This window comes from Pseudomonas sp. CAN1, assembly GCF_030462585.1.
Taxonomy (GTDB): Bacteria; Pseudomonadota; Gammaproteobacteria; order Pseudomonadales; family Pseudomonadaceae; genus Pseudomonas.
Map to the genome: position 1 here is coordinate 191598 of NZ_JASMRU010000003.1, position 15319 is coordinate 206916.

The 15319-nt window shown below is 67.1% G+C and carries 17 protein-coding genes; all 17 read right to left on the bottom strand.

What is annotated here, in order from left to right; genetic code table 11:
* Positions 1-90 precede the first annotated feature (90 nt).
* Complete coding sequence (locus QO207_RS06440; RefSeq protein WP_301531673.1) at positions 91-1122, bottom strand: proline racemase family protein; 1032 nt, start codon at positions 1120-1122, stop codon at positions 91-93.
* Between the two features lie 37 nt (positions 1123-1159).
* Positions 1160-1882 (bottom strand): amino acid ABC transporter ATP-binding protein, encoded by a 723-nt coding sequence (locus QO207_RS06445; RefSeq protein ID WP_138212079.1) that lies wholly within the window; start codon positions 1880-1882, stop codon positions 1160-1162.
* Positions 1875-2525 (bottom strand): amino acid ABC transporter permease, encoded by a 651-nt coding sequence (locus tag QO207_RS06450; RefSeq protein WP_253449182.1) that lies wholly within the window; start codon positions 2523-2525, stop codon positions 1875-1877. Before QO207_RS06450 ends, QO207_RS06445 begins: the two co-directional genes overlap by 8 nt.
* Before the next feature lie 11 nt (positions 2526-2536).
* Complete coding sequence (locus QO207_RS06455; protein ID WP_045216994.1) at positions 2537-3202, bottom strand: amino acid ABC transporter permease; 666 nt, start codon at positions 3200-3202, stop codon at positions 2537-2539.
* Positions 3202-4920: an aconitase family protein gene (locus QO207_RS06460; protein WP_301531674.1), complete on the bottom strand. Its 1719-nt coding sequence runs from the start codon at positions 4918-4920 to the stop codon at positions 3202-3204. Before QO207_RS06460 ends, QO207_RS06455 begins: the two co-directional genes overlap by 1 nt.
* Before the next feature lie 70 nt (positions 4921-4990).
* Positions 4991-5797 carry a transporter substrate-binding domain-containing protein gene (locus tag QO207_RS06465; protein ID WP_138212082.1) on the bottom strand — a complete coding sequence of 269 codons (807 nt, stop codon included), beginning with the start codon at positions 5795-5797 and terminating at the stop codon, positions 4991-4993.
* Between the two features lie 497 nt (positions 5798-6294).
* Positions 6295-7074: an AraC family transcriptional regulator gene (locus QO207_RS06470; protein WP_301531675.1), complete on the bottom strand. Its 780-nt coding sequence runs from the start codon at positions 7072-7074 to the stop codon at positions 6295-6297.
* A 174-nt stretch (positions 7075-7248) separates the two neighbouring features.
* A complete protein-coding gene (locus QO207_RS06475; RefSeq protein WP_301531676.1) occupies positions 7249-8496 on the bottom strand; it encodes an FAD/NAD(P)-binding oxidoreductase in 1248 nt (415 codons plus the stop codon).
* The gene (locus tag QO207_RS06480; protein ID WP_301531677.1) at positions 8493-8729 is read right to left on the bottom strand and encodes a 2Fe-2S iron-sulfur cluster-binding protein; all 237 of its coding nucleotides are present in this window, start codon (positions 8727-8729) and stop codon (positions 8493-8495) included. The genes QO207_RS06475 and QO207_RS06480 overlap by 4 nt, the downstream gene beginning before the upstream one ends.
* Positions 8722-9834 (bottom strand): FAD-binding oxidoreductase, encoded by a 1113-nt coding sequence (locus tag QO207_RS06485; RefSeq protein ID WP_301531678.1) that lies wholly within the window; start codon positions 9832-9834, stop codon positions 8722-8724. The genes QO207_RS06480 and QO207_RS06485 overlap by 8 nt, the downstream gene beginning before the upstream one ends.
* A complete protein-coding gene (locus QO207_RS06490; protein ID WP_301531679.1) occupies positions 9831-10775 on the bottom strand; it encodes a 4-hydroxyproline epimerase in 945 nt (314 codons plus the stop codon). The genes QO207_RS06485 and QO207_RS06490 overlap by 4 nt, the downstream gene beginning before the upstream one ends.
* Positions 10776-10888: 113 nt before the next feature.
* Entirely contained in the window at positions 10889-11563 is a 675-nt protein-coding gene (locus QO207_RS06495) for a GntR family transcriptional regulator (protein WP_138212087.1), read from the bottom strand.
* Positions 11564-11695: 132 nt separating this feature from the next.
* Complete coding sequence (gene ispA, locus QO207_RS06500) at positions 11696-12583, bottom strand: (2E,6E)-farnesyl diphosphate synthase (RefSeq protein WP_301531680.1); 888 nt, start codon at positions 12581-12583, stop codon at positions 11696-11698.
* Positions 12580-12825 carry an exodeoxyribonuclease VII small subunit gene (locus tag QO207_RS06505; RefSeq protein ID WP_024764669.1) on the bottom strand — a complete coding sequence of 82 codons (246 nt, stop codon included), beginning with the start codon at positions 12823-12825 and terminating at the stop codon, positions 12580-12582. Before QO207_RS06505 ends, ispA begins: the two co-directional genes overlap by 4 nt.
* A 106-nt stretch (positions 12826-12931) precedes the next feature.
* On the bottom strand, positions 12932-13561 hold the full coding sequence (locus QO207_RS06510; RefSeq protein WP_301531681.1) for an START domain-containing protein: 630 nt from the start codon (positions 13559-13561) through the stop codon (positions 12932-12934).
* Between the two features lie 323 nt (positions 13562-13884).
* The gene (gene ppa, locus QO207_RS06515; protein WP_081517241.1) at positions 13885-14415 is read right to left on the bottom strand and encodes an inorganic diphosphatase; all 531 of its coding nucleotides are present in this window, start codon (positions 14413-14415) and stop codon (positions 13885-13887) included.
* A gap of 81 nt (positions 14416-14496) precedes the next feature.
* Positions 14497-15315, bottom strand: a complete 819-nt coding sequence (locus QO207_RS06520; protein WP_301531682.1) for a zinc-dependent peptidase — start codon at positions 15313-15315, stop codon at positions 14497-14499.
* Positions 15316-15319 lie beyond the last annotated feature (4 nt).

Genomic DNA, 15319 nt, shown 5'->3' on the forward strand with positions numbered 1-15319 from the left:
GTATTTCGTATACGAAACGTCTGAAGGAAATCCCACAGCATTTCGTCGTCGGGTGCCGCTACGCGGCGAATCAGGGTTGAAAGGGGGAAATCAGTAGCCGTTCGGCCAGGTGTCCGAGAGCCGGTAGCCTTCCGGCCACGGGTCGGACGGGTCGAGCAGGTGCTGGTGGGTGCCGGTGATCCAGGCACGGCCGGATATGCACGGGTGGATTGCCGGTTTGCCGGCGACGCTGGTGAGGCCGTCGATGCGGCAGTGGAACTTGGAATCGATGATCGAGTGGCCGACGAAGCGCTCGCCGTCCTTCAGCTGGCCCTTGGCATGCAGCACCGCCATGCGCGCCGAGCAACCGGTGCCGCAGGGCGAGCGGTCGATCTTGCCGGGGCGGATGACCACTGCGTTGCGGCCGTGCAGTACGCCGTCGACGCGCTCCACCGGAGCGGTCAGCTGGCAGAAAGAGATGTGCGCCCAGTCGTGGTTTTCCGGGTGCTGGAAGCCCAGCTGCTGGTTCGCCGCCTGGGTGATCTTCAGGCCGGTGGCGACCAGGTCGGCGGCCTCCGAGGCGTGCAGGGTGAAGCCCAGCGAATGAGCATCGGTCAGCACGAAGCTGTCGCCGCCGTAAGCGGTATCCACCTGCAGCGAGCCCAGGCCTTCCACTTCGATCCAGGCGTCGAGCTTGTCGGCGAAGGAGGGCAGGTTGCGTACTTCCACGCGCTGCACCTTGCCGTCCTTGCAGTCGGCCACGGCCTCGATCAGCCCGCCGGGAGCTTCCAGGGTCAGGCGCGTCTGCGGTTCCTGCATCGGCAGGATGCCGCTGTCGAGCAGCACGGTGCTGACGCACAGCGAATTGGAGCCGGACATCGGCGGCACGTCGGCCGGCTCCATGATGATCCAGGCCATCTGCGCCCGCGGGTCCTTTGGCGGCACCAGCAGGTTCACGTGGCGGAACACGCCGCCGCGCGGTTCGTTGAGGACGAAGTTGCGCAGCACGTTGTCGCTGGCGATGAAGCGCGACTGCGCCCACACGGTGTCGCCCGGCGGCGGGGCGACGCCGCCGACGATGACATCGCCGACCTCGCCCTCGGCATGGCAGCTGACCACGTGGATGATCTTGCTCGAACGCATGTCTGTCTCCTGTGCGAATGGGCCAATAGGCGCGCGGTCAGTTCACCGAGCGAAGGAACTCCGCCGTCTCCGCCCGCTGCGGATTGACAATCACCTGGTCCGGCGTGCCGATCTCGTGCACCAGCCCGTCGCGGAAGAACGCCACGCGGTCGGATACGTCGCGGGCAAAGCGGATTTCGTGGGTCACCAGGACCATGGTCATGCCCTCTTCGGCGAGCAGGCGCATGGTGTCGAGCACCTCGCCCACCAACTGCGGGTCGAGCGCCGAGGTGGCTTCGTCGAACAGCATGTAATCCGGCGACATGGCCAGCGCGCGGGCGATCGCCATGCGCTGCTGTTGCCCGCCGGAGAGCTTCTGCGGGAACACCTTGAGCTTGTCGCCCAGGCCGACGTGCTTGAGCTGCTTCACCGCCATCGCCTCGGCCTCTTCCTTGGACAGGCCGAGCACCTTGCGCGGGGCGAGCATGACGTTCTCCAGCACGGTGAGGTGCGGGAAGGCGTTCCACTGCTGGAAGACGATGCCGATCTTCTGCCGCAGCTTGTTCAGGTCGGTGGTCTTGGCGTGGACCTCGATACCGTCGACGCGGATCTTGCCGCGCTGAATCGGCTCCAGGCCGTTGATGCACATCAGCAGGGTGGACTTGCCCGAACCCGAGCCGCCGATGATCGAGACCACTTCGCCTTTCTTCACGGTCAGGCTCACGCCCTTGACCACTTCCAGGTCGCCGTAGGCTTTGTGCACGTTGTCGATTTCAATCATTTTCCTGCCACCTTTTTTCCAGCCGGGCACCGAGGCGCGCCACGACCCAACTCATGAGGTAATAGATGACCCCGGCGACGCACAGCACCAGCAGGGGTTCCTGGATGCGCGTCACGATGGTCTGCGAGGCGCGGAGCAGTTCGACGATGCCGATCCACATGACCAGCGCGGTGTCCTTCATCACCCCCAGCACCAGGTTCAGCCAGCCGGGGAAGGCCACCCGCGCGGCCAGCGGCAGCACGATGTAGCGCAGGTCCTGCCAGTAGGTCAGACCCAGCGAGCGGCTCGCCCGCCGGATGCTCGGACCGACGGCGAGGATGCCGCTGCGGATGATCTCGGTGCAGAACGCCGCTGCGTACACGCCCAGTACCAGGCAGCCGACGGTGAAGGCGCTCCAGTTCAGGCCGACGATGCTCTTCAGCGAGTTGAACAGCACGAACTGGATCAGCAGCGGCACGCTGCGGAAGATGTCGAGGAACCAGCCGACCGGCATCGTGGCCCGTGGCAGGGCGGCGCGCAGCCAGCCCAGCACGATGCCGGCGAGGGTGCCGATGAGCATGGCGCCGACGGTCAGCTTGACGGTGACCCAGGCCCCTTGCAGCAGGAACATCAGGTCGTTGACGGTGAAGCTCGTGGAAAACATGCGCGCTTCTCCTAGTAGCGGAACAGTCGCCAGCTCAACAGGCGGGCGACCGCCACGATGACCTTGGCGATGATGTAATAGAGCACCGCGGCCAGGGCGAAGTACTCGAAGGTGCGGAAGGTGCGCACGTTGAAGTCCTGGGTCACGCCGGTGAGGTCGTTGTTCAGGCCCACCACCACGCCCAGCGAGGTCATCAGCACCGCCCAGACCATCTGGTTCGTCAACGGGTAATAGACGATGCGCAGCAGCTGCGGAACGATGATCATCCGGTACGCCTGGAAGGCGCTCATGCCCAGCGAGCGCGCGGCGCGCATCTGGGTGTCCGGCACGGCCTTGAGGCCGCCACGGAAGTTCTCCGCGAGGTAGCCGGCGTTGTTGAAGGTGATCCCCGCCAGCAGCGCCACCCAGGAGCTGACGTGCAGGCCGAAGGAGCCCAGGCCGAAGTAGAGGATGTAGATCTGGAACAGCGACGGGGTGTTGCGCGCAATCGACACCCAGGTGTCGGCGAAGCCCTTGAGCAGCGGGTTCTTCATCTGCCGCATGACGGTCAGCAGCAGCGCGATCAGCACGCCGAGGATCATCGACAGCGCGGCTGTCTCCAGGGTGACCCAGGCGCCGCCGAGCATGTCCGGCAGGGCCTTGAACGCGGAACGCCAGTGGAAGCTGTAGTTGAACATCAGCGTACCCCCTCGCTCAGCCAGTGCGGCACGCCGCCGTCACCGCGCCCGCTGCAGGCCGCCTCGACGCACGCAGCCAGGCTGCCGAAATGCACCTGGCGCCCGGCCAGGCCCGGACCGTAGTGGGCGTACTTCGCCGAGTTGGTCATCAGCGTGGTGCAGGCCGGCGGGATCACCGGCTCGCCGATCATGCACCAGCAGGTGTCGTTGAGCAGTTGCGCGCCGAAGTCTTCCAGCACCTTCACGTCACCGGCGGCACGGGCCTTTTCCTGTACGGCGCGGCCGAGGGCGATGACCAGCGCGACGCCTGGATGCTTGCGGCGCCCGGCGACGAGTTTCGCCAGGTCCGCGCATTCGCTGGCGGAGAAGTGCGGGTTGCCCAGCGACACCAGTTGCACGGTCGGCTCGCTGGCGTGGTCCAACTCACGCCAGGAGGCGATCAGGTCCGCCGGGGTGACGCGCAGGTGTTGCAGCGGCGCCTTGTTACCCAGGGCGGTGGTGGCGTCCGGCGCCTCCGGAGTGACGCCGGCAATGTGGAACATCGGTGCGGCGGAAGTGGTGGCGAAGGCTGCGCCGAAGGCTTTCAACGCGTCGCTGTCCGGGGCCAGCGACTGCAGGCCGTCGACCACCGGGATACGCGAGCCGCACAGCTCGCCGATGTGATAGCCGAGCAGCGGGAAGATCGATTCGTCGTGGGCGGCCGGCAGCTCGACATCGATCCGCAGCGTGGCCAGCCGGCCCTCGTCGCGGTGGCTGCCGACGTTTGGCGCGCGGCCGGTGAGGGCGATGCAGATGTCGAGGTAATCCGGGTATTTCAGGGTCCGCGCGCCGAGTACGCTGTTGGCGTACACCACGGCGTTGGACTCGGCCCAGACCACCTGTTCGCCGAGGCTCGGCTTGCTGTCCAGCAGGTAGGGCGCGCAGGTGTAACTCATCTGTGCGCCCATCTCCATGTAGGCATCGCCCAGCGCGGCGGCGGGTTCGCCGAAGGCCTTGTCGACGCCCAGCTCGCGCCAGCGGCGATGGTCCACGGAGATGGAATTGAGGGTGGTCGGCACCTTCACCTTGCCGCCCCAGTCCGCCAGCTGGCGGGCGAAGCGCAGGCTCGCGGGGCCGGTATAGATGCAGCCGTCGATGTGCGCCTGGGCGACATCGAGCAGATCCTTCGCGCCTTGCAGCGCGGCCATGCGCAGGACGATCTGCATGGCGGCCTGGGCGGCCTTGCCGTGCTTGCCGTCGAGCAAATCATGGTCGCCGGCATTCAATGCCAGGCCTGCCGGCAGCGGGCCGGCGTCGCTGGCCATCACGCCCTGCCAGCCATCGGCAGGGCGCTCGGCGGTGAGTGTTACCTGACCGTCTTCGATACGGGCCCAGCCGCCCGCGGACAACTGCTCGAAGCCCTCGCTACCCAGGCACAGCACCGGGATGGAGCGGCCGAACAGCGCCTGCGCCACCAGTACACCGAGGGTAAGGATTTCATCCGGCTCGGCCAGCAGCAGGGCTGCCGGCGCGTGGCCGTTGAGCAGTATTTCCAGCATCACGCTGCTGCCGGTGCAGGAGCCGCGTCCGCTGGGAATCGCCAGCACCCGGCCGGGCAGGAAGCTGCCCGACAGCGGATGGTGGCGGTCGATGACCTCGCCCGTGAAAGGCTCGACGCCTCCCCAGAAGCTCAGCCCGGTGTCGGCATGGAGTAGCGCCCCTTCGGCGCTACCCCCCATCAGGACCCGCCCTGTAAGGCGTGAGTCCCGCACCCTTGAAGCCTGCATCGAAGACATGTCGCACCCGCTGTCAGTAGTACACGTGGGGAACGGTGAGATCGACCGGGGCGCCGCCGACCCACTTCTCGTACAGCTCGGCGTAGCGGCCGGTACGGACCTGCTGGTTGACGAAGAGGTTGAGGTAATGGATCAGGCCGTACTCGTTGCGCGCGGCGGCCAGCGACACGTAGTCGATCACGTAGGGCGCGTTACCGACGACCTTCAGGCCCTTGTACTTGCCGGACTTGAGGGTGGAGGCGGCGACGGTGTTGGTCACCACGGTAGCGTCGATGTGGCCCTGGGCGACGGCGAGGATGGTGTCGTTCTGGCTCTGGTAGGCGCGGAAGCTGCCCTTGCCGGCCCACTTCTTCACGTCCTTCTCCAGGGCAATGGCTTCATAGGTGCCGCTGGTGTTGCCCACCGGGCGGTCCTTGAGGTCGTCGTACTTGGTGATGCCGGTGTCGTCGCGGGTCAGCACCACCATCTGGAAGGCGAAGTAGGGGATGGTCATGGCGACCGTCTTGGCGCGCTCCAGGGTGTCGGAGGTGGAGGCGACGATCACGTCGGCGCGGCCGGAGACCAGCGCAGGGATACGATCCGGGAAGGGCGTCTCGACGACTTCGGCGGTGACGCCCAGCACTTTCGCTAGGTCGTTGCAGTAGTCCACGTCGAAGCCGACCGGGTTGTTCTGCGCATCGCGCGAGCCCATCGGCGGGAAGTCCAGGGTTACGGCGCAGCGCAGCTTGCCGGACTCGATGATGTCGTCGAGCTTGTCGGCCTGGGCCTGGCCGACGAGGAACACAGCGGTGAGGGCTAGCGCAATTCGGGAGAATTTCATGAGGGCCTCTCTGAGTCAGTGTTGTGCAGCAGTTTTTGTATTATGGATTTCGTATACGATATTTTTCAGAGCAAGGCATGTGCCAGAAACCACTCGGGCGTGACCCATGGGTCGCAGCGCCCGGTGTTCGGGGGATTGGTTACTGGGAGCCTTCCGAATTAACTGTAGGCGGGTTCTGCGCGCTGTTACCAAATGAAGCAGGAATGCGTTTCGTTGCCCCTTATGGGAGCACTCGGCGGGACAGCGCTCCTGCAGGGAGCACCGGTGGGGTCTGGTCGCGGACTGTAACTTCGCGTAGGAGCGGATTCATCCGCGATGCTTTTGCGCGGCGGATACCGATCGCGGACGGAGTCCGCTCCTACGCCAGGCCGAACATGTGCGACGAACGCAACCAGCAGCTCGTAGGGCGCATAAAGCGGCACGCTTTATCCGCCATTTCCGCGGCTGGGCTGACGGCGGATAACGCCGTAGGCGTTATGCGCCCTACGGGCGTCTTGTCAGCTGGAAGCGGATTGCGACTCGCGGTACTGCGTCGGCGACAGCCCGGTCAGCGCGCGGAATTGCCGGCTGAAGGCGCTGTGGTCGGTGTAGCCGCAGCGCAGGGCGATCTCGGTGATCGGCAGGTCTTCGCCGAGCAGGCGGGTGGCCGCACCGAGGCGCGCCTTGTGGATCATCTGCCGCGGGGTGAGCTGGAAGATGCGCTTGCAGCGGCGTTCCAGCTGGGCGACCGACAGCCCGGCCAGTTCGGTCAGCTCGCCAAGGTTGATCGGCTTGTCGAAGTGTTCGCGGATATAGGCGTCCACCGCTGCCAGGCGCTGGTAAGCCGGGTGCGTGGATTGCGCTGCCTGCAGGTCGCTGGAAATCCCTGCCATGCCGATCACCGCGCCATTGGCATCGCGCAGCGCCAGCTTGTGGGTCAGGCACCAGCCGGGTTGGCGGCCGGGGTAGAGGTGCAGCTCCAGCTGGTCGCTGAGCTGGCCGCCGGTTTCCAGCACGCGGCGATCCTGCTCGGTGTAGACCGGGCCGAAGCGCGAGGGGAAGACGTCCTCGGCGGTGCGCCCGAGCAATTCGCTGGCATCCTTCACGCCGCAGCGCCGCGCGAGGGTCTGGTTGACCAGCACGTAGCGCGCCGCGGTGTCCTTGATGAAGAACACCACGCCAGGCATGGCATCGAGCAGCGGGGCTATCTGCCGGAAAGTCTGCAGCAGGCTGTCCAGGTCGCGGGCGCCCTGGGGGATCAGGTCGTGCATCGGGAAGCGGGTCGGCTGTCGGAACATGGAGAATACGGGGCGAAGGGCCTTCGTGGTAGGGCGAATAACGCCTCGGGCGTTATCCGCCGTAGTCAATTCGGGGAGGCAAAGGCGGCGGATAAAGCGTGCCGCTTTATGCGCCCTACGGAGTGCGGCGCGTAGGGCGGATAACGCTCCAAGCGTTATCCGCCGTCTGCTCTTTCAGTCTTCGGCCAGCTGCAACAGGGTCTCCACCCGCGCCGGGCTGAACGGCGGGCGCGGCGCCGGCGGTTGCCAGCCGAACAGCTGCTTCGCCGCCGCGCCGCACACGCGACCCTGGCAGGCGCCCATGCCGCAGCGGCTGGCGAGCTTGGCGGCGGTCCAGTCCGCTTTGCCGGCCAGCGCCGAGTAGGGCACGTCTTCGCAGCGGCAGACGAGGGTGTCCGGCTGGGCCAGTTGGTTCAGGCGCGGGTTGAGGGCAAACTCGCGTTTCAGTGCGTCGGCAAAACCCTGCCAGCGCTGGCGTTGCGCCCAGAACTCGCGGGCGCGATCGTGTTCACCAACGGCGGCGTGGCCAGCGATGCGGCCTTCCACCAGGGCCTTTTCCGAACCGCCGAAGCTGGTGCACTCACCTGCTGCGTAGATGCCATCGCGACTGCTCGCTTGCCAGGCATCGACGCGGATCGCGCCGTCGTCCACCGCGCAGCCCAGCGCCTGGCCGAGCTGCACGTTGGGGATCAGGCCGAAGCCGCAGGCCAGCCGGTCGCAGGCGATTTCCCTGAGCTTGCCGCCCTGACTGATACGCACTCCTTCCAGACGATCGCTACCCAGGGCGGCGACCACATGGCTGTCGGCGCGGTAGGCCAGGTCGTACAGGCCGAAGGACTGCAGCAGCTTGTTCGGCCAGCGCGGCAGCTTCATGGCAAAACGTGCGAGCGCCGGCCAGGACGCCTGCTCTGCGATGCGCAGGATTTTCGCGCCGTTGGCGCGGGCCGTGGCGGCGCTGGCGAGCAGCAGCGGGCCGCTGCCGGCAATCACCACGCGTTGCCCATCTACCGGCATACCGCCTTTCACCAGCGCCTGCAGGCCACCCGCGCCGGTGACGCCGGGCAATGTCCAGCCGGGGAAGGGCAGCAGCAGCTCGCGAGCGCCGGTGCAGAGGATCAGCTTGCGGTAATCCAGCCGCCAGCCGCGCTCGAAGTCTTCCAGCAGCAGGCCGCGCTCGCCGGCCAGGGCGACCACGCGCGTGCCACTGTGAATGTGGACGTTGGCGCAGGCGGCGACTTGCTCGCGCAGTTCGACGGCGGCACGCGGCAGGTGTGCATTGGGCCCGTCGCGCCAGATCTGCCCGCCGGGCAGCGGGTTATCGTCGAGGATGACGATACTGGTGCCGCTCGGCGCGGCGGCGAGGGCGGCGGACAGCCCGGCCGGGCCGGCGCCGATGATGACGATATCGGCCGCAGCGTTCATGGGCGGGTCTCCACCTGCATGCCGTCGCGGCACAGGGTCTGGCAGGCCAGGCGGCGCTGGCCGTCGATGCTCACCCGGCATTCCTGGCAGACGCCCATGCCGCACAGCGGCGCGCGGCGCTGGCCGCTGACCGAGGTGCGGGAGGTACCGTCACCGCCGAGGGCGAGCGCGGCGGCAACCGTGGTGCCGGCGGCGACCTGCAGCGGGCGGCCGTCGAGGATCAGCTCAGGCATGGACGTTGGCTCCGAGGAAGCGGCGCGGGGAATAGGGTTCGGCCGGCAGCGGCAGCGGCTCATCGCACAGCTGCGCGGCGAGCAGGTCGGCGGTGCCCGGCGCGGTGGTTACGCCGAGGCCTTCGTGGCCGACCGCCAGCCACAGGCCAGGGCGCTGCGGGTGCTCGCCCACCAGCGGCATGCCGTCCGGGCTGGCGGCGCGGAAGCCGGCCCAGCTGCGGATCACGTTGAGGTTGGCCAGGCCAGGCATGTAGTCCACGGCGCGACGCAGCATCTTCGCCAGCATCCAGCCTTCCACCTGCGGATCGGTGGTGCCGAACTGCCGCGAGGCGCCGATGAACAGTTGGCCGGTGGGGCGCGGCTGGATGTTGCAGGCCACCGAGGGGCCGCTGGCGTTGTGCGCGCTGGTCACGTAGCCGAGCTCGACCAGGGTACGGCGCACCTTGCCGGGGTAGCGGTCGGTGATCAGCAGGTGGCCTTTCTTCGGCTCGATGGGCAGGCCGGGGCACAGCTCGCCGGCCTGGATGCCGTTGGCCAGTACCACGGCCTTGGCGCTCAGCCACTGGCCGTTGTCGAGGCGCACGCGGGGTTCGTCGATTTCCACCACTTTCGCCTGGCGCTGGCGGATCGGCTTCAGCGCCGATTCCAGTAGCCAGGCGGCGGCGCGCGGTGCGTAGAGAATGCCGTCGCCGGTGATCTCCAGCCCGCCGTGCAGGTCCTTGCGCAGCTCGGGTTCTTCCTGCAGCAACTCGGCGCTGTTCAGCAGTTTCGCGGCGACGCCGTGCTCGCGCAGCACGGCTAACTTGCGTTCGGCTTCGGCCATCTCTTCGTCATTGGCGGCCAGCCACATCGTGCCGTTGCTGCGGTAGGCGCACTCGGCGGGCATGTCGTGGCCCCACTCGCGCCAGCGTTGCAGCGAGTAGTTGCTCAGCGCCAGTTCGGCGGCGTTGTCGTCGAGCACCAGCAGGTGACCCATGCCGACGGCGGTGGCGCCGGGCAGGCGCGCGTCCAGCACCAGCACGTCCAGCCCGCGGCGGGCGAGGGCGTGGGCGCAGGCGGCGCCGACTATGCCGGCGCCGATGACGATGATGTCCGCATCGCTCACGGGCGGATGCCCCAGGCGAAGGGATCATCCTCTTCCAGCAGCAGGGTGGCCTCGGCGCTGATGTTGGCGCGGCCACGGATGGTCGGAATGATGCGCCCCTCGGCCGGCTCGCCGACCCACTCGAAACGGCCCTCGAACTGGCTGCCGATCACGCTGGCCTGGCGCCAGGCGGCGCCGGCGGCGAGCTTGCCATCAGCCGCCAGGCACGCCAGCTTGGCGCTGGTGCCGGTGCCACAGGGCGAGCGGTCGTAGGCCTTGCCGGGGCAGAGCACGTAGTTGCGGCTGTCCGCTTCGGGGTCGTCGGCAAACAGTTCGATATGGTCGATCAGCCCGCCGTCTTCGCCGCGGATGCCCTGGTCTTCCAGCGCCTTCTGTACGGCAACGGTGTACGCGGTCAGCTCATCAAGGTTGTCGCCGGCGACGCGCAGGCCGTGATCGGAGATCAGGAAAAACCAGTTGCCGCCCCAGGCAATGTCGCCGTGCACCAGCCCGTGGCCGGGCACTTCTACCGGCACCTGCTTGCGGTAGCGGTAGGAGGGAACGTTGCGCACGCTCACCGAGCGGTCGTCGTGCAGGGTCGCTTCGACGGTGCCCACCGGCGTCTCGATCTTGTGCGTGCCGGGGCCGATGCGCCCCAGGTGCGCCAGCGAGACCACCAGGCCGATGGTGCCGTGGCCGCACATCCCAAGGTAGCCGGTGTTGTTGAAGAAGATCACCCCGGCACAGGCGCTCGGGTCCACCGGTTCGCAGAGCAGCGCGCCGACCAGCACGTCGCTGCCACGCGGTTCGAGCACGGTCGCGGCACGCCAGCTGTCGTGCTGTTCGGCCAGCAGCGCGCGGCGTTCGGCCATGCTGCCCTTGCCCAGATCGGGAAAGCCTTCGAGCACCAGGCGTGTGGGTTCGCCGCCGGTGTGGGAATCGAGAACCTGGATGCGTTTCATGCTGCCCCCTGGGGTGGTCTTGTGATTGACCCTAGGGTGGCGCGGAGCGAGGAATGCAGCTTGAGGGTTTTCCGCCGGGCCGATGATGAAATCGGCACAGCAGGCAGTTTTGTCTAACTCGGCGTAGGCCGGTTCGGCAGGTGCTCGTAGAGCGTGCGGCAGACGCCGTTGATGTGCTCTTCCAGCAGGCGCGCCGCCAGCTCGCCATCGCCGGCACGGCAGGCGTCGAGGATGTCGTGGTGCTCGTGGTCGGCGCGTTCCTTGCCGGAGGACAGGCTCATCTGCATGCGCAGGTAGCGCTCCAGCTTGTCGTGGATCGAGCGGATCAGGCCGACCAGGTACGGCCGTTGCGCTGGCTCATAGAGGCAGGCATGCAGTTCCCAGTTCAGTTCTGCCCAGCGGCCGACATCGTCCTCGCCGACGAACTCGGCACAGATACGCTCGGCGCGCTCGAAGGTCTCGGCGGTCATGTTGGGCACGGCGAGGCGGAGCGCCTGGGCTTCCAGCACCACGCGCACCTCGAACATCTGCGCCAGTTCCGGTTCGGAAATCTTCGTCACCAGCGCGCCCTTGTTGCGCTGGAACTCCACCAGCCCCTCGGCCTCCAGGCGCTTGAGCGCCTCGCGCACGGGGATCTTGCTGACGTTGAAGATCTGCGCGATGTCGTCCTGGCGGATCGGCTCGTGTTCCGCCATCTGGCCGGAAATGATCGCTTCGCGCAGGTGCTTGGCGATGGTCTCCGAGGCGGAGGGGACGATTCCCAGGTTGGGGGCGTTGCGTAGCGGCACGATGCAGTCCGGTCAGATGGCTGTTGTCGGATATGGTATACGAAATCCCTGTGATGCAGTGAAGCACCGGCAAGCGGTCATCGCAATGGGCGCATCACGGGATTTGCACACGCAATGCGCGTGCCGGAGGGATCAGTTGCGGCGTTCGACGATGTAGCGGGCGAGGGCGCGCAGCGGCTCTGCGTTGTCGCCGAAACCTTCCAGCGCGGCGAGCGCCTGGTCGCGCAGGGCCAGGGCGTAGGCCTTGGCGGCGTCGAGGCCGAGCAGGGCGGGGTAGGTCGGCTTGTCGTGGGCCTGATCCTTGCCCTGGGTCTTGCCGAGGGTGGCGGTGTCGCTTTCCACGTCGAGGATGTCGTCCTGCACCTGGAACGCCAGGCCCACGGCCTCGGCGTAGCGGCGCAGGGCTTCCAGTGCGGTGGCGTCGGCGCGGCCGCTGGCCAGGGCGCCGAGTTGCACGCTGGCTTCGATCAGCGCGCCGGTCTTGTGCCGGTGCATGGTTTCCAGCGCCGCCTGGTCGATCTTGCGGCCGACGGATTCCAGGTCGATGGCCTGGCCGCCAACCATGCCGGCGGAACCGGCGGCGCGGGTCAGGGCCAGCAGCATGTCCAGGCGGGTCTGGGCATCCTGCGGATTGAGCTGGGCGTTACCGATCACCTCGAACGCCAGCGTTTGCAGGCCGTCGCCGGCAAGGATCGCGCAGGCTTCGTCGAAGGCGATGTGGGTGGTCGGCTGGCCGCGGCGCAGGTCATCGTCATCCATCGCCGGCAGGTCGTCGTGCACCAGGGAATAGGCGTGGATCAGCTCCACCGCACAGGCCGCGCCATCGGCGCGTTCGGCCTCGCCACCCAGTGCTTCGCAGGCCGCATAGGCCAGCAGCGGGCGCACGCGCTTGCCGCCGTTGACCACGCTGTAACGCATGGCGGCGTAGATGCGGGTGAGTTCTTCACGGGGGGCGACGAAAAGTTTTTCCAGCGCAGCATCGACACGCGCCTGGCAGCGCGCCTGGTAAGCCGAGATCATGCGTCTTCGCCTTCCGGATCGAAGGGCGCTTCGCTCAGCTCACCGTCGCGTTCCAGCAGGATCTGCACCTTCTGCTCGGCCTGGGTCAGCGCTGCCTGGCAGTCGCGGGTCAGGCGGATGCCCTGCTCGAAGGCACCCAGCGAGTCCTCCAGCGACAGCTCGCCGCTTTCCAGGCGCTCCACCAGCGTTTGCAGCTCGGCGAGAGACTGTTCGAAGTCGAGGGAAGCTTTCTTGCGGGCCATGCGGACATCTCGGCGGGGGTATTCGGAAACCTCGCGACACTAGCAGAGACGGGCTTTGCGGGCAAATCTTCGGTCAGTCAGCCAGTGCTGTAGACGGCACTTTCACCTAGTACCCTGCATCCCGCACGCCCTGGTGCTCCGCCACCACCTTGAGCATGCGCAGCGACTCGAACGGCGCATCCACAACGAACTGGTTCGCCAGCCACGACGGCACGCTGCCGCCGGGTTCGCCGCGCATCTCGTAGGTGACCTCGGTGAGCTTCGGGCCCTTGGGGACCATCCGCCAGGTGCCGGAAACGCTGGGCACGCGGATGCGGTCCTGCACTGGCGGGATGTAGTCCGGCGCGGCCTGCAGGTGGCGGATCATGCCGCCGTCCGAGGTGTCCTCGGTGCTGACCTTGAGCACCAGGTCGCGCGGGGCGGCGGGCCAGGGCAGCTTGGTGTCGAGGTAGACCCAGATGGCCTCGTCGCTGTACTTGAGCAGGCGCATCTGCGCGCAGGAGTACAGCCACGCGCAGGACACCCGCAGGTTCTCCTGCAGGTGGCCGAGGGTGGCGACGTCGGCCTTCACCAGCGTGACGCCGCGAAAGCTCTTGTAGCGCGAGCCGGGCACATCGCTCAGGTAGACCTGCACGCCGTCCTGGTCCTTGGCCAGCTTCCACTCCGCGGCCTGCGCATGAGCAAGCAGCGGGAAGGTCAGCAGCAGGGCGAGCAGGAGGTGCAAGGCGCGTTTCATGGCGGTGGACCGGCGGGGGAATAGTCCGATCTTATGCCTGGCTCGTGACAGCGGCGCATTGGCCGGCGAGCGGTCTGGCAGGGGATTGCGCGGGCGGCACAGGGGCAAATCGCGGGCATTAAAAAAGCCGGCTTGTGGCCGGCTTTCAGGGGGTGGTCCAACCTTACTTCTGGTAGGGCGGACCGCCTTGATTCTGTGGCAGCGCAGCGGGCTGCGTGCGGGGGCGCAGATGGTAGCAAAGTCGGAACGAAAAACCTAATCCCGGTCATGAAAAAGCCCCGCCGGGGCGGGGCTTTTCACAGCGCGGACAAGCCGCGCCACCATCACTTGGCCTGGAAGGCGGCGACGGCCTTGTTGATGTAGTCGTGGGCCTGGGCGGTGTCGCCCCAGCCTTCGACCTTCACCCACTTGCCCTTCTCGAGATCCTTGTAGTTCTCGAAGAAGTGCTTGATCTGCTCCAGCAGCAGGGCCGGCAGGTCGGTGTATTCCTTCACGTCGTGGTACAGGACGCTCAGCTTGTCGTGCGGCACGGCGATCAGCTTGGCGTCGCCGCCGGCTTCGTCGCTCATGTTCAGCACGCCAACCGGACGGGCGCGGATCACGGAGCCCGGAGCGACCGGGTACGGAGTCACGACCAGCACGTCGAGGGGGTCACCGTCGTCGGCCAGGGTGTTCGGGATGAAGCCGTAGTTGGCCGGGTAGAACATCGGGGTAGCCATGAAACGGTCGACGAACAGGCAGTCGGTGTCCTTGTCGATCTCGTACTTGATCGGCGCGTGGTTGGCCGGGATCTCGATGGCGACGTAAATGTCGTTCGGCAGGTCTTTGCCAGCCGGGATGCTGCTGTAGCTCATGGACGACTCCAGGATGTGGTCGGGCCGAAAAAAGTGCGGCGAATTATAGGCAGATTGCCGTGGCCTAGCCACAGACATCGCCTAGTGCGCGTGAGTTTCCTGATATTCGGGGTGATCGGCCTGAAGCTTGTGCAGGCGCGAGAGCGGATCTTGCCGGTAGAACAGCGAAAGCTGTTCATAGACTTTGGGATAGGCCGCCTGAAGGAGGTCCGGAGCGGTAAAGAAGTACTCGCTGGTGACGGCGAAGAACTCTGCCGGATTCTCTGCCGCGTACGGGTCGATGGCGGTGTGCGCCTGCGGGTTGTGGTCGAGCTGGCGATTCATCTCGTCGTAGGCGGCCTGCATGGCGGCGGCCCAGTCGGCTACGCGCATGTCGCGGTGCAAGGGCGGCAGGCCGTTGGCGTCGCCGTTGAGCATGTCCAGCTTGTGCGCCAGCTCATGGATCACCAGGTTGTAGGCGTCCCAGCCGCCGCCGCTTTCCACGCCGGGCCAGGCGAGGATCACCGGGCCCTGCAGCGAGGTCTCGCCGGCGCGCTCGTCGTCGAATTCGTGCATGACGCCCGCCGGGTCGCGGTGCTTCTGCGGGCTGACGAAGTCGTCGGGGTAGAGCACCAGCTCATGGAAGCCGCCGTACCAGTTCAGGTCCGGCAGGTGCAGCAGCGGCAGCTCGGCCTGCACGGCGAGAAGCAGGCGGCGGTAGTCGTCCAGTTCGATGCCGGGCAGCGGCGAGAGGCGCTTGTCGCGCAGGAACAGCAGCGCCCGTTCACCGAGCCGCTGCAGTTCCGCTTCGCTCAGGCCATCGAGGATCGGCAGGCTGCTGCGCACCTGCGCCCACAGCTGCGGATCCAGCGGATGGCGGGCGAGGAAGCGTCGGCGGCGCCAGGCGCTGAACGACCACATCGGC

What these genes read in the sequence shown, in the direction of transcription:
- QO207_RS06440 (WP_301531673.1), bottom strand. Translation starts at nt 1,122, where the DNA reads ATGCGTTCGAGCAAGATCATCCACGTGGTCAGCTGCCATGCCGAGGGC.
- QO207_RS06445 (WP_138212079.1), bottom strand. Translation starts at nt 1,882, where the DNA reads ATGATTGAAATCGACAACGTGCACAAAGCCTACGGCGACCTGGAAGTG.
- QO207_RS06450 (WP_253449182.1), bottom strand. Translation starts at nt 2,525, where the DNA reads ATGTTTTCCACGAGCTTCACCGTCAACGACCTGATGTTCCTGCTGCAA.
- QO207_RS06455 (WP_045216994.1), bottom strand. Translation starts at nt 3,202, where the DNA reads ATGTTCAACTACAGCTTCCACTGGCGTTCCGCGTTCAAGGCCCTGCCG.
- QO207_RS06460 (WP_301531674.1), bottom strand. Translation starts at nt 4,920, where the DNA reads ATGGGGGGTAGCGCCGAAGGGGCGCTACTCCATGCCGACACCGGGCTG.
- QO207_RS06465 (WP_138212082.1), bottom strand. Translation starts at nt 5,797, where the DNA reads ATGAAATTCTCCCGAATTGCGCTAGCCCTCACCGCTGTGTTCCTCGTC.
- QO207_RS06470 (WP_301531675.1), bottom strand. Translation starts at nt 7,074, where the DNA reads ATGTTCCGACAGCCGACCCGCTTCCCGATGCACGACCTGATCCCCCAG.
- QO207_RS06475 (WP_301531676.1), bottom strand. Translation starts at nt 8,496, where the DNA reads ATGAACGCTGCGGCCGATATCGTCATCATCGGCGCCGGCCCGGCCGGG.
- QO207_RS06480 (WP_301531677.1), bottom strand. Translation starts at nt 8,729, where the DNA reads ATGCCTGAGCTGATCCTCGACGGCCGCCCGCTGCAGGTCGCCGCCGGC.
- QO207_RS06490 (WP_301531679.1), bottom strand. Translation starts at nt 10,775, where the DNA reads ATGAAACGCATCCAGGTTCTCGATTCCCACACCGGCGGCGAACCCACA.
- ispA (WP_301531680.1), bottom strand. Translation starts at nt 12,583, where the DNA reads ATGATCTCGGCTTACCAGGCGCGCTGCCAGGCGCGTGTCGATGCTGCG.
- QO207_RS06505 (WP_024764669.1), bottom strand. Translation starts at nt 12,825, where the DNA reads ATGGCCCGCAAGAAAGCTTCCCTCGACTTCGAACAGTCTCTCGCCGAG.
- QO207_RS06510 (WP_301531681.1), bottom strand. Translation starts at nt 13,561, where the DNA reads ATGAAACGCGCCTTGCACCTCCTGCTCGCCCTGCTGCTGACCTTCCCG.
- ppa (WP_081517241.1), bottom strand. Translation starts at nt 14,415, where the DNA reads ATGAGCTACAGCAGCATCCCGGCTGGCAAAGACCTGCCGAACGACATT.
- QO207_RS06520 (WP_301531682.1), bottom strand. Translation starts at nt 15,315, where the DNA reads ATGTGGTCGTTCAGCGCCTGGCGCCGCCGACGCTTCCTCGCCCGCCAT.